General features: G+C 69.7%; 9 protein-coding genes. 5 read left to right on the top strand and 4 right to left on the bottom strand.

All coding sequences use genetic code 11. The annotated features are described in order from the left end of the window. Positions 1 to 118: 118 nt before the first annotated feature. Complete coding sequence (gene def, locus CV755_RS03320) at positions 119 to 673, top strand: peptide deformylase (protein WP_109278578.1); 555 nt, start codon at positions 119 to 121, stop codon at positions 671 to 673. A 75-nt stretch (positions 674 to 748) separates the two neighbouring features. On the opposite strand, the gene CV755_RS03315 is transcribed toward def, so the two are convergent. Beyond that, on the bottom strand, positions 749 to 1,393 hold the full coding sequence (locus CV755_RS03315; RefSeq protein WP_109278577.1) for a TetR/AcrR family transcriptional regulator: 645 nt from the start codon (positions 1,391 to 1,393) through the stop codon (positions 749 to 751). 169 nt (positions 1,394 to 1,562) lie between these two features. On the opposite strand from CV755_RS03315, the gene CV755_RS03310 reads away from it, so the two are divergent. The 4 genes from CV755_RS03310 (at position 1,563) to CV755_RS03295 (ending at position 6,771) form a co-directional block, all read left to right on the top strand. Continuing rightward, positions 1,563 to 2,780: an acyl-CoA dehydrogenase family protein gene (locus tag CV755_RS03310; RefSeq protein ID WP_109278576.1), complete on the top strand. Its 1,218-nt coding sequence runs from the start codon at positions 1,563 to 1,565 to the stop codon at positions 2,778 to 2,780. Between the two features lie 205 nt (positions 2,781 to 2,985). After that, the gene (locus CV755_RS03305; RefSeq protein WP_109278575.1) at positions 2,986 to 4,179 is read left to right on the top strand and encodes an RNA-guided endonuclease InsQ/TnpB family protein; all 1,194 of its coding nucleotides are present in this window, start codon (positions 2,986 to 2,988) and stop codon (positions 4,177 to 4,179) included. Between the two features lie 100 nt (positions 4,180 to 4,279). Further along, positions 4,280 to 5,911 carry a GMC oxidoreductase gene (locus tag CV755_RS03300; protein ID WP_109278574.1) on the top strand — a complete coding sequence of 544 codons (1,632 nt, stop codon included), beginning with the start codon at positions 4,280 to 4,282 and terminating at the stop codon, positions 5,909 to 5,911. 98 nt (positions 5,912 to 6,009) lie between these two features. Further along, entirely contained in the window at positions 6,010 to 6,771 is a 762-nt protein-coding gene (locus CV755_RS03295; RefSeq protein ID WP_109278573.1) for a thioesterase II family protein, read from the top strand. Between the two features lie 46 nt (positions 6,772 to 6,817). Here CV755_RS03295 and CV755_RS03290 read toward each other — a convergent pair whose 3' ends face one another. The 3 genes from CV755_RS03290 to CV755_RS03280 form a co-directional block, all read right to left on the bottom strand. Beyond that, complete coding sequence (locus CV755_RS03290) at positions 6,818 to 8,962, bottom strand: PIG-L family deacetylase (protein WP_241560950.1); 2,145 nt, start codon at positions 8,960 to 8,962, stop codon at positions 6,818 to 6,820. A gap of 234 nt (positions 8,963 to 9,196) precedes the next feature. Then, positions 9,197 to 9,766, bottom strand: a complete 570-nt coding sequence (locus CV755_RS03285) for a GNAT family N-acetyltransferase (RefSeq protein WP_109278571.1) — start codon at positions 9,764 to 9,766, stop codon at positions 9,197 to 9,199. Positions 9,767 to 9,870: 104 nt separating this feature from the next. Next, positions 9,871 to 12,618, bottom strand: a complete 2,748-nt coding sequence (locus CV755_RS03280; protein ID WP_109278570.1) for a bifunctional YncE family protein/alkaline phosphatase family protein — start codon at positions 12,616 to 12,618, stop codon at positions 9,871 to 9,873. Between the last annotated feature and the right edge of the window lie 134 nt (positions 12,619 to 12,752).

The following is a 12,752-nucleotide window of genomic DNA, read 5'->3' as shown; positions in this document are numbered from 1 at the left end:
CGCTGGAACGCCCCCCTCCGCGCCGAATCGCCAGCCAGGAGGCTTCGGTCGGGGCTCAGCCTATCTAGCTCCGGCCGTGGGCCCGAACCTGCCGTCGTGGGAACGTAGGGTTGCCCGTATGCGCAAACGCTCGATTCCCGGCGGATTGGGACCAGTGCGGCCGGTGCGGCTGCTCGGGGATTCCATGCTGGGCACGCCCTGTGCGGAGGTCACCGCCTTCGACGACGACCTGGCCGCACTGGTGGAGTCGATGTTCGCCAGCATGTACGCGGCCCGGGGGGTGGGCCTCGCCGCCAATCAGATCGGAGTGGGTTTGCGGGTGTTCGTCTACGACTGCCCGGACGACGAGGACCGCCGGCACCTCGGACACCTGGTCAATCCCCGCCTGGTGCACACCGGCGGGCTCCGGGTGCGCGGTCCGGAGGGCTGTCTGTCGCTGCCGGGAATCGAGGCGGGCACCGAGCGCTTCGACGAGGCCGTGGTGGAGGGTTTCACCATGGACGGCACCCCGGTGCGGGTCGAGGGCACCGGGTTTTTCGCGCGCTGCCTTCAGCATGAGTGCGACCACCTGGACGGCGGGCTCTTCACCGACCGGTTGACCGGTTTGCGGCGGCGCCGGGCGCTGCGGGCGGCGCGGCGCGCGCCATGGGCCGGAGGCGCCGTACGGTCCTGAGGTACATACGCGAGGTACGGCCCTGAAGTTCGTACGCGAGGTACGCCCCCGAAGGCGTGCCGCCGGCCGTCGGTTCTAGAACCCCGGCCCGCCCGCCAGATCGCCCGAGGCGGCCAGCCGCCCCCACAGCAGGTCGGCCAGGTGGCTGACCAACTGGCCGCGCGGGCAAGGGCGTTCACGCAGCCACCAGTCGCCCGCGGCATGCATCATGCCGACGATGCCATGGCCCCAGGCGCGGGCCAGTCCGTCGCCGTCCGGGCCCAGATCGACCCGCTCGGCTATCACCACCGCCAGCTCCTCGCCCATCCTGCGCAGCAACGGGGCGGAGTGACGGCCCACATCGAAGCCCTGCTCGGCCGGCTGGCCCTCGTCGGCGGGGTGCATCAGGAAGCGGTACACCTGGGGCCGCGCCTCGATGGCGGCCAGATAGGTGTCCAGCGTCTTCTCAACTCGCTCCCGCCGCCCGGTCGGTGCGTCCAGCGCGGCCCGCAGGCCCGACAGCAGGGCGTCGGTGTGCCGCACCGCCAGCGCCCGGTAGAGGCCGCCCTTGTCGCCGAAGTGCCGGTAGAGAATGGGCTTGGTGATGCCCGCCTCGGCGGCGATGGCGTTCATCGACGCGCCCGGCCCGTCCCGGAGCACCACCCGGTCCGCGGCCTCCAGCAGTTCCCTGCGCCGCCGTTCGGCCGCCCGCTGCTGGCCTTCCCGGTGACTGGTCTCCATCTGGTGCCTCCCCGCCCCTGTCATGCGCGCCCCATGTCATTCGCTCGACGCCAACGCAAAGTAACACCCGGCGGACGGGCAGCAGTCCACCGGGTTGGGGGAGTTGACATGCCCTACTGACGAGTAACAGACTCATGTTACCGCAAGTAAGTGGGGCCGGGAGGGGCAGATGACACCGTTCGCGCTGGATCTCAACGACGACCAGAAGGCCGTCCGGGACTGGATCCATGGCTTCGCCGCCGATGTCATGCGCCCCGCGGCCGCCGAATGGGACGAACGCGAGGAATTCCCCTGGCCGGTGGTCCAGGAGGCGGCCAAAATCGGCCTGTATTCGCTGGACTTCTACGCCCAGCAGTTCTTCGACCCCACCGGGCTGGGCATCCCGATGACCCTGGAGGAGCTGTTCTGGGGCGATGCCGGCCTGGGGCTGGCCATCGCGGGCACCGGGCTGGCCGCGGTGGGCGTCCTCACCAACGGTACGGACGAGCAGATCGGCACCTGGATCCCGCAGATGTACGGCGACGCCCGGGAGGTGAAGGTGGCCGCCTTCTGCTCCTCCGAACCCGACGCCGGATCCGATGTCTCCGCGATGCGCACCCGGGCCGTCTACGACCAGGCCAAGGACGAATGGGTGCTCAATGGCACCAAGACCTGGGCCACCAATGGCGGGATAGCCAATGTCCATGTGGTGGTGGCCGTCGTGGAACCGGGCCTGGGCGCCCGGGGCCACGCCTCCTTCATCATTCCGCCGGGCACGCCCGGGCTGTCCCAGGGCCAGAAGTTCAAGAAGCACGGGATCCGCGCCTCGCACACCGCCGAGGTGGTGCTCGAGGACGTACGGGTGCCCGGCCACTGCCTGCTGGGCGGCAAGGAGAAGCTGGACGAGCGGCTGGCCCGCGCCCGCGAGGGCACCGGCGGCCGCGGCGGCAACGCCGCCATGGCCACCTTCGAGGCCTCCCGCCCGGCGGTCGGCGCCCAGGCGGTGGGCATCGCCCGCGCCGCCTATGAGGTCGCCCTGGACTACGCCAGGACCCGCGTCCAGTTCGGCCGCCCGATCATCGACAACCAGGGCATCGCCTTCCAGCTCGCCGATATGCGCACCCGCATCGACGCCGCCCGCCTGCTGGTCTGGCGCGCCTCCTGGATGGCCACCACGGGCAAGCGGTTCACCGCCGCCGAGGGCTCGATGTCCAAGCTCTTCGCGGGCGAAACCGCCAAGTCCGTGACCGCCCAGGCGATGCAGATCCTCGGCGGCAACGGTTACACCCGCGAATATCCGGTGGAGCGGATGCACCGGGACGCGGCCATCTACACCATCTTCGAGGGCACCAGCGAGATTCAGCGGCTGGTGATCGCGCGGAGTGTGTCGGGGATGCAGATTCGTTGAGGGGTGCGCGAGGTGCGTTTCCGGCGCCCCCTTGGGCGTCATCAGGAACCTCCGGAGGAGACCTCGCCCTTACAGGGCGGGGAGGAATCGGACTCCTGCGGAGCAGGGCCGGGAGAGAGGAATCGCCTCTGGGGCGATTCGCCGTCCACCACCCGAAAATCCTCACACCCAGACAAGTCGGCTTGGTAGCATACGAGTTGTGACTATGCGTGTGAGGCGGGCGTTCAAGTACCGCTTCTATCCGACCGATGTGCAGGCAGCGGAGCTGTCGCGCACGTTCGGGTGTGTGCGCAAGGTCTACAACATGGCGCTGGCGGCCCGGAGTGAGGCGTGGGCGCAGCGCCGGGAGCGGGTGGGTTACGGTGCGACGTCGGCGATGCTGACGGCGTGGAAGAAGACCGGCGAACTGGCCTACCTCAATGAGGTGTCGTGTGTGCCGTTGCAGCAGTGTCTTCGCCATTTGCAGACGGCGTTCACCAATTTCTTCGCCAAGCGGGCCGGTTATCCGCGGTTCAAGTCGAAGAAGTCCTCGCGGAAGTCGGCCGAGTACACTAGCTCGGCGTTCAGGTTCCGCGATGGGGTGCTGACTTTGGCGAAGATGCGTGAGCCGCTGGCGGTTGTGTGGTCCCGGCCGCTGCCGCAGGGGGCGAGGCCGTCCACGGTGACCGTCAGCCAGGATGCGGCCGGGCGCTGGTTCGTCTCCCTGCTGGTCGAAGACCCCACCGTCAAACCCCTCCCTGCCAGCGGTGCGGTAGTGGGGGTGGATGCCGGGCTGGAGCATCTGCTCACGCTCTGCACCGGGGAGAAGATCGCCAATCCCCGGCACGAGCGCCGCGACCGGACCCGGCTGGCCGGGGCCCAGCGGCAACTGTCGCGCAAAGCACCGGGCGCGGGCGCCAACCGGGCCAAGGCCCGGCGGAAGGTGGCGCGCATCCACGCCCGTATCCGGGACCGGCGTCGCGACTACCTGCACAAGGTCACCACTCGGCTCGTTCGTGAGAACCAAACGATCGTGATCGAGGACCTGGCCGTAGGCAACATGCTGAAGAACGGCAAACTCGCCCGCGCCATATCCGACGCCGCCTGGGCCGAGTTCAGAAGCATGCTGGAGTACAAGGCCCGCTGGTACGGTCGCGAGTTGATCACGGTCGATCGCTGGCTGCCGTCCTCCCGGCTGTGCTCGGTGTGCGGCACCCTCGCGGAGAAGCTGCCGCTTGATGTCCGTACCTGGACCTGCGACAGCTGCGGCACGACCCACGACCGGGACGTGAACGCCGCGCGCAATCTCAAGGCCGCCGGGCTGGCGGTTACGGCCTGTGGAGCCGGTGTAAGACCCCAACGGAACACTCCGGGCGGGCATTCGGCAACGAAGCAGGAAACCCTACAGCGCGAGCCGTAGGAATCCCTCTCTTTTACGAGGGAGAGGAAGTCAATTCAAGGTCCTTCTGCTTCCATGACGGCGACCATCGTCCACCGGCTTGGAGAGGTCGGAACCCCTCATGGCACCACACCCTCTGTCCCGTCGTCGCCTGCTCGGCCGGGCCGTGCTGAGCGCGGCCGCGCTCGCCGGGGCGAGCACCCTCAGCGCGCTGCCCCAGGCGGTGGCCCAACAGCGGTCGCGCAGCGGCTCGTTCGTACCCGCCGTGGTGGTGGGCACCGGCTATGGCGCGGCGGTCAGCGCGCTGCGGCTGGCGGAGGCGGGCATACCCACCCTGATGCTGGAGATGGGGCGGTTATGGAACACCCCCGGCCCGGACGGCCGGGTCTTCTGCGGGATGCTCAACCCCGACCGCCGCTCCAGCTGGTTCCGCACCCGCACCCAGGCGCCGCTGTCCAGCTTTCTCTGGCTGGATGTGGTCAACCGGGACATTGAACGCTACCCGGGGGTGCTGGACCGGGTGGATTACGACCATATGTCGGTCTATGTCGGACGAGGCGTGGGCGGCGGCTCACTGGTCAACGGCGGTATGGCCGTGGTGCCCAGACGCGAGTACCTCCGGCAGGTGCTGCCCCGGATCGACTCGGCGCGGATGTACGGGCGTTACTTCCCGCGCGCCAATGCCATGCTCCGGGTGAACCTGATCGACAAGGGGTGGTTCGAATCCACCGACTGGTACCGCTTCGCCCGGGTCTCCCGGGAACAGGCGGGCCGGGCCGGGCTGCATACGGTGTTCATCCCCAATGTCTATGACTTCGGGTATATGCGGCGCGAGGCGGACGGACGGGTGCCCCGCTCGGCGCTGGCCGGTGAGGTGATCTATGGCAACAACCATGGCAAGGCCAGCCTGGACAAGACCTATCTGGCCGCCGCGCTGGGCACCGGCAAGGTGGTCATCGAGACCCTGCACCAGGTCAGGGCCATCCGCCAAGAGCGGGACGGCAGTTATGTGCTGACCGTGGACCAGACCGATGAGGGCGGGGCGGTGCTTCGCCGCAAGGAGATCGGCTGCCGCTATGTGTTCCTCGGCGCCGGAAGCCTGGGTTCCACGGAGTTGCTGCTGCGCGCCCGGGAGACGGGGGCGCTGCCGGATCTCGGCACGGAGATCGGGCGGGGCTGGGGCCCCAATGGCAATGTGATGACGGCCCGGGCCAGCCATCTCTGGCAGCCCACCGGGGCCCATCAGTCCTGCATTCCGGTGCTGGGCATCGACGACTGGGACAACCCGGACCATCCGGTGTTCGCCGAGATCGCCCCGCTGCCGGCCGGGCTGGAGACCTGGGCCAGTCTCTATCTGGCCATCACCAGGAACCCCGAACGCGGCACCTTTGTCTACGACAAGGCCGCCGGACGGGCCAGGCTGCGCTGGACCCGGGACCAGAGTGCGCCGGCGGTGGCCGCCGCGCGGTCGCTCTTCGACCGGATGAACCGGGCCAATCGCACCCATTACCGTCGCGACTTGTTCGGTACCCCGGCCAAGGCCTTCGCCGATGACTTCTGCTACCACCCATTGGGCGGCTGTGTGCTGGGGCGGGCCACCGATGACTATGGCCGGGTACGGGGCTATCGCCATCTCTATGTCAATGACGGTGCGCTGATTCCCGGTTCGGTGGGGGTGAACCCCTTTGTCACGATCACGGCGCTGGCGGAGCGGAATGTGGAGCGGGTGATCGCGGAGGATATCGCCCGGTGAGGCCCGGCGCACCAGGTGGCGTGGGAATTCCGGGCAGGGCGCGGCCCGTCTCGCCGTAGGCTACGAGGCGTTGACCCACCCGGAAGGAACGACAGCACATGACCGTGACCGATACCAGCAATGACAACGGACTGTGGATCCGTCGCTTCCACCCTCGTCCGGACGCCGCCGTCCGCCTGGTCTGTCTGCCGCACGCGGGCGGCTCGGCGAGCTTCTTCTTCCCGCTGTCCAAGACCTTGGCGCCGACCGCGGACGTGATATGCGTGCAGTATCCCGGGCGCCAGGACCGCCGGGAGGAGCCCCTGATCGACGACCTCCAGGAGCTGGCCGACCGGGTGTTCGGCGCGCTGCTGCCTTGGTCGGACCGGCCGTTGGCGTTCTTCGGGCACAGCATGGGGGCGGTGCTGGCGTTCGAGGTGGCCCGGCGCTTCGAGCGGGAGAAGGACATCGTGGCCGCCGCGCTCTTCGCCTCGGGGCGCCGGGCGCCTTCCCTGCGGCGGGAGGAGTCGGTGCACCGGGGGAGTGACGAGGAGCTCATCCAGGAGATGCGGGCGCTCAGTGGCACGGATGCGCAAGTCCTGGGCGATGAAGAGTTGTTGCGGATGGTGCTGCCGGCGGTCCGGGCCGATTACCGGGCGGTGGAGCGGTATGCGTACCGGGCGGGAGAGCGGCTGCGTTGTCCGGTCATCGCGATGACGGGGGATGCCGACCCCCGGGTCAGTGTGGACGAGGCCGCGGTCTGGGCCGAACACACCAGTGGGGGGTTCGAGTTGAAGGTTTACCCCGGTGGGCACTTTTTCCTGGTGCAGCAGCAGCAGGAGATTGTGCGGGAGATCACGGCGGGGCTGTCGGGGGTTTAGGGGGCGCCCCTGAGGGGGCGCCCCTTGCGGGGCGCGCCCTCAGGAGTCAGCCGGCCTGGGTTTCGCTGCGGTCCTGGCCCTCGTGGGAGATCCAGCTGGTGAAGGACGCCTTCGCCGCGGCGCGGGCGCGGGCGCTGCTGAGGCGGCCGTCCATGCCCAGGACCACCACGGTGGTACGGCCCCGCGAGTCCCGCACGATGCCGGGGGTGCCCCGGTAGGGGATGCCCTGGCGCTGCCAGGGACCCGGACGCCCGGAGCCCACCGACAGCCGGACCTGGCCCTGGTCGTCACGGCCGGCCAGGACGACCGTATTGCCCTCCTGCTCCAGCGCCACCCGCCCATAACCCCCTATGGGCGCGCACTGCGAGGTCAGCTGCCAGTGGCCCTTGTTCTCCAGCCGGTCGGCGATCAGCACCCGGGCCTGGACGGTGCCCGGCTCGCGGGCGGCCAGCCGCATTCCGCCGCCGGACAGCGGGGTCAGGCTCAGCTCACCGGCGGTGGTGGGCAGCCGGGTGGGGTCGGCCGGCTGCGGAGTGTCGCCGGGGGAGTCGGACATCCAGTGCAGAACGGTCCTGGTGTCGGCGGCCACCACATGGACACGGCCCTTGTCGTCCACCGCGGCGTCCAGCCCGTCCAGCACATGCACCGGCTCGTCCATCCCGGCCAGGTGGTCCCAGTCGGTGAAGTCCCGGCCGTGCTCGCCGGTGCGGAACATGATCCCGCCCGCCCAGTCCCGGGCGAAAAGGTGCACGGTGCCCTTGCCGTCCAGCACCGCCACCGGGTAGCCGACCTCCATGGAGCGCTCGGGGTCGGTCTCCGGTGAGCCCAGCGACTCCCAGGGGCCGAAGGCCGGCATCTGCCCGGGCGCCGTCCTGGCGTCCTGGCGGGCGGTGACTATCTCCCGCCGGTGGTCCTGGTCCCGGGTGGGCAGCACGGTGCGCACCGAGAACAGCTGAAGCGTGCCATCGGGGTGGCGTACCGCCTGGACCTGGCCCTCCAGCATGGAGCCGCCGATCCTGGCCGGCTTGGACCAGACGCCGCTGCCGGCCGTGGTCTCCGTCCAGCACTGCACCGTGCCGTCCAGCAGCGCGAAGGCGGCCAGCCGGCCGTCCGGCAGCGGCTGCACCCAGCGCTGGGTGCCCGGCGCCCGGTGGCGGCAGTTGTTGGACCAGCGCACATCCTTGGACCGGGCGCCGACCTTGCGGTCGCCGCAGCCGGAGGGGTCACCGCAGTCCTTGCCGCTGGCCCAGCCATAGGTGTCCAGGATCTTGACCTTGTGCGCGGTGGTCGCCGAGTCCAGGTTGGTGGGCAGCAGGGAGACCTCATAGCCGAGGTAGCTCTCCACCGCGGTGGGCCGGGAGTGCTTGCGGCCCCAGTACTCGCTCAGCGCCGCCTGGATGAAGAAGGCGGAGGTGGTGTGGTCCTGGTGGTCGTAGTGGGACAGCCCGCGGAGCACCGGCGGGCAGTCCGGGTAGGGCTGCTGCTGCGCCCGGTGGGTGGGGTTGGGGTCCAGGGTGCGCACCACGGTCGGCCGGTAGTGCTCCAGGATCGCCACCAGCGACTCGATCACCTGCTGGCGCTGGTAGTGGAACTGGCGGCGGACCGGGCTGCCCACCGGGATCAGGGTGGGCAGCGACTGGGTGGCGCCCAGCCACAGCCCGCGCAGGCTCTCCGCCCGCGGCGCCTTGATGAACCGCGCCTCCACCAGTTCCATAAAGATCAGCTTGACCTGAGGGGCGGCCCGCAGGGTGTGCAGCTCCACCTGGAAGCCCTTGAGGAAGCTGGTGGCCTCCACATTCCAGGGGCTGAGCCAGTCACCGGTGGCCATCTGGGCGGTGGCCTCGCGCAGGCCGTTGATTCTGGCCCGGACGAACTGCGGGCGCCGCTCCGGCATCCGCGGGTAACCGGGCGTCTGCGCCAGGGCATTGCGGCCGTCGGACTCGCCGCCGGTCAGGCAGACGGTGATGGTGGGAGCGCCGCTGCGGATGGACTGCTCCAGCTCCGGGTTCATGAAGTAGAGCGAGTCATCGGGATGCGCGATCACATGGACAAAGGACTCCGAGGTGACCGCCTTGGCCGGCTGGGCCGGGAACTCCTTGCGGTGCGGCTTGGCCGGCCCCGGAGCCAGCCACTCCCAGGCGCCCACCGCGGCGGACCCCATGACCAGGCCGCCGCCGGTGTACTGGAGCATCCGTCGCCGAGATATCCGCCCGGGCACAGGGGACCCCCCATTTCCTGCGCCGAGAGAGCGCGGTAGTGCAAACAACAGGTAAGTGGCGGGGCAAAGTTCAATGAACCGCCCCGCCGGTGAAACGGTACGATCCTACGACTCCCGATCAGCGGTTTTCCCTCTGTCGTGTAACAGCCGTACGTCGGCGAGACATAGATTGCGATGCGATTGGGCAACGCGGGCGGCCGTGCGGCCTCAGTTGCCGGTCTCCGGGGCGTGATCACCGAGGATGCGCTGGTACAGGTAGTGGTCGCGCCATTCGCCGTCGATGTGCAGATAGCGCCGGGCGGTGCCGATGAACTCGAAACCGCACTTGGCCAGCACCCGTTGGGAGGCGGCGTTGGCCAGTACGGTGCCCGCTTCCACCCGGTGCAGCCCCAGCTGTTCCCGGGCGCCTTGGCAGGCGGCCTCCACCGCTGCGGTGCCCAGGCCCTGCCCGGCACGGTCGGCGGCGACCCAGTAGCCGAGGTTGGTGCTGTGGAAGGCGCCCCGGACGATGTTGTTGAGGTTGACGGCGCCGACGATCTCCCCGTCGGTAGCCTCCAGCACCCAGGGCATCACCCGTCCCGCCCGGCGTAGTTCCAGCAGATCCGTCAGCCGGGCCGCCTGACCCTCGGTGGTGAAAAAGGAGTCCGGCCGACGGGGGTCCCAGGGGCGCAGATACTCACGATTGGCGGCGTAGGCGCGGGCCACGGCGGGGGCGTCCTCGGCGGTCACCGGACGCAGCACCACATCGGGGGTGAGTGTGAAGACGGTGGTTGACATGGGCCACACCCTAGGATGTGGCCGGGTCGCGCCCCCGCGGCCGAGGCGCGGAACGCAGCGACGCAGCCGCCCTGCGCCCCCGGCAGGGGCGCAGGGCGAGTGCGTCAGTCCAGGTCCTGGGCCGGTTTGTCGCGGCCGGGCACCTCATCGGGGGCGAGGATGCGGGAATCACCCGGATACGGCCGTCGCCAGCCCGTGGACTCGTACCAGGCGATCCGGTTCATCTGGGCCGGGTTGACCTCGTCCAGCTCCGGACCGGAACCTCCGGTGGACTGTTTGGCGCTCCACCGCTGCCACAGAAGTGCCAGCCGTTCCTTGCCGTTGGGCACTCCCGGTCCGGTCTCCGGGGCGGCCCCGGGCTTCTTCAGCCCGTAATCCAGCGGCACTTGGCTGGGCAGGGCGGTGAACGGCCGGTCGTCCGGGCTGGTGGTGAAGGCGTCGGACATCGGCTCCGCGGCCCGGTCCAGCTGGTTCATCGGCTGGATGCCCAGGATCTGTTCAATGGTGCGCACCACATTGAGCTGGGAGTAGTAGGTGCTCACCACCGCGCCCCGGCGGGCGTAGGGGGAGGCGATCCACAGTGGCGCCCGGTGCCCGTCCACATGGTCCACTCCGTCCTGGGAGTCGTCCTCCAGCACAAACACCGCCGAGGACTTCCAGAAGCGGCTGTGCGAGAGGGCGTCCACCAGCCGCCCCACCGCCAGGTCGTTGTCGGCCACCATGGCGGTCGGGTACGGGTCCTTGCCGCTGGTGCCCGCCGTGTGGTCCTGGGGCAGGGTCATCAGCGTCAGGGCGGGCAGTTTGCCGGTTTTCTCCGCCTGCCGGAAGTGCTGCAGCCAGACGTCTATGCGGTATTGGTCCGGAATGTCGGTATCAAAGGTCGGGAAGTCCGGCTTGTTGACCGCGGTCAGCGAGGGAATGTCCGAAGTGCTCGGATACTTACCGGTCGGCACCGGCAGCGGCCCGGACTCCTTCCCCTCCAGGATCCGTGCCGCCTTGTACCAGTCCGACCAGCTGGGCACATCCTTGGGCGGCAGCTGCAGATTGACGTACTCGCCATAGTTCTCCACGCTGCGCCCGGCCCGCCGGGCCGCGTCCCAGAGGAACCCGGTGCGCTGATACGCCAGCGCGTCCTCGCCCTGCGAGGGATAGCTGCGGTAGAAGGCGCCGAACTCCTTCTCTATGTAGTCGTTGGCGTCGGCCTGGGTCAGCCAGTTGTGCCCGTCCGCGGAGAGCGTGCCCTCGTCATAGAAGTTGTCGAACAGCCCGAACCGCTCGGCCAGCGCATGCTGGTTGGGGGTGATCCGGCGGCCGAACTGGGCCAGCGAGGGGTCGCTGTCCCCCTTGCCGATGTCCCCGTTCACCTGGTCATAGGTCCGGTTCTCCTTGATGACCAGGAAGACATGCTCGATGGAGGAGCGCTCGCCCAGGTGCTCCGGCACCGGCACCGGCCGGGCCAGCGGATCGGCCGGATTGCCCCGCCCCAGCAGCTTCTCCCAGTCGTTGTTGACGAACACCCGGTGGGTCAGCCGCCCCAGCTCGGTGCGGCCGGGCGGCCGGAAGGAGGTGAGGGTGCCGGTGTCGCCATAGGTGTTGTGCCCGGTGGCGGGCTTGGTGTCCGGACCGTCGTGCACGGTGGTGACCGGGCCCCGGGCGCCCACCCCGCGGGCATTGGTGACCAGCACCCGGCGCAGCGCGGTGTCGTACTGGACGGTCACCGGATACCAGTCGGTGGGTATCAGGCCCTCGTAGTGCACCGGGCTGCGCGGGCCGTCCCAGTGGTACTGGGCCAGCGCATTGTCCCGGCCGAGGGAGACCAGCAGCCGGCCGTCGCCCGCCATGGTGATGCCATTGGGGTGGCTGCCGGTCTTGGAACCGGGCAGCGGATTGACATTGAAGGTCTGGCTGACCCGCTGGGCCCTGGTGTCCACCACCGACACCGAGTCGTCGTTGCTGTTCGCCACCAGCAGCGAACTCCCCTGCAGAAACAGGGCGGTTGGCTGCAGCCCCACCTTCAGTGAGCGGGTCTGCCGGCCGGCGGCCAGGTCCACCACGGAGACGGTGCCGGTGCTGGCGGCGCCGGTGGTGCGGTCGGCGACCAGCGGGGTGCCGTCGGAGAGGTTGGTGAAGTCCTCCGCGGTGGCCGGCCGGCCCCCCTCGTTGGAGACATACGCCCGGCCGCCGGCGATGACCACCTGCCGGGGAGCGTTGCCCACCTTGATCTCCTGGACCAGTTTGTCGGTCCCGGTGTCGATCACGCCCAGGGTGTTGCTGCCATTGAGGGCCACATAGAGCCGGGAGCCGTCCGGAGAGAGCGCCATGCCGCCCGGCAGGGCGCTGCCATGCGGACCGGTGAGCTTGATCACCACCGGTTTGTCCGCCTTGCCGTCCGGGCCGATGCGCAACCGCACCACATCGGCGGCCTGCGGAAACCACAGATTCTTGCCGTCGGGGGAGTACAGCGGGGCATCGGTGCCCGCCGCCCCGTCGCCGAGCCGCTTGTCCTTGCCCTCGCCGGTGCCCAGCCGCTGGACGACCTTGCCGGTACGGGCGTCGAAGACGGTGAGGTAGCCGGTGAAGCTCTTCCAGGTCACCGCGGCCACCCGGGCCCCGTCCGGGCTGAGGGCACTGGACAGCAGCCGCCCGCCGTCGGTCCGGTAACGGGCGCCGTACGGACTGATCCGCTGGTTGGACGGGAGCAGGATGCCCTTGGCCGTCTGCGTCCCGTTGACCTTGTCCTTGCCGAAGCCGCCGTGGTGGCCCATGGACCCGGCGGCGGCCGTGGAGGTGAGCGCGGCGGCCATGGCGAGCGCCGCGACGGTGAAGCCTCTTCGTCTGCGCAGCTGTCTCATGGCGCGACGGTACGGCCGGTACGGACGGGTCGATAGGGTCCGGCGGCGACCTCACGGTGCACAACGGGCAAAGAATTTCCATGCGTTGGGGCTGAGGCCGGGGGCCGGGTGCGGGGCCGGGGTGCGGCCACCCC

The organism is Streptomyces orinoci (assembly GCF_003121295.1).
In the GTDB taxonomy this organism is placed as follows: Bacteria; Actinomycetota; Actinomycetes; order Streptomycetales; family Streptomycetaceae; genus Streptomyces; species Streptomyces orinoci.
This window is presented reverse-complemented; position numbering and strand designations above follow the sequence as displayed.

Coding starts and splice junctions, on each gene's coding strand:
- CV755_RS03295 (WP_109278573.1), top strand. CDS start 6,010: ATGACCGTGACCGATACCAGCAATGACAACGGACTGTGGATCCGTCGC.
- CV755_RS03280 (WP_109278570.1), bottom strand. CDS start 12,618: ATGAGACAGCTGCGCAGACGAAGAGGCTTCACCGTCGCGGCGCTCGCC.
- def (WP_109278578.1), top strand. CDS start 119: ATGCGCAAACGCTCGATTCCCGGCGGATTGGGACCAGTGCGGCCGGTG.
- CV755_RS03290 (WP_241560950.1), bottom strand. CDS start 8,962: ATGCTCCAGTACACCGGCGGCGGCCTGGTCATGGGGTCCGCCGCGGTG.
- CV755_RS03305 (WP_109278575.1), top strand. CDS start 2,986: ATGCGTGTGAGGCGGGCGTTCAAGTACCGCTTCTATCCGACCGATGTG.
- CV755_RS03300 (WP_109278574.1), top strand. CDS start 4,280: ATGGCACCACACCCTCTGTCCCGTCGTCGCCTGCTCGGCCGGGCCGTG.
- CV755_RS03285 (WP_109278571.1), bottom strand. CDS start 9,766: ATGTCAACCACCGTCTTCACACTCACCCCCGATGTGGTGCTGCGTCCG.
- CV755_RS03315 (WP_109278577.1), bottom strand. CDS start 1,393: ATGGAGACCAGTCACCGGGAAGGCCAGCAGCGGGCGGCCGAACGGCGG.
- CV755_RS03310 (WP_109278576.1), top strand. CDS start 1,563: ATGACACCGTTCGCGCTGGATCTCAACGACGACCAGAAGGCCGTCCGG.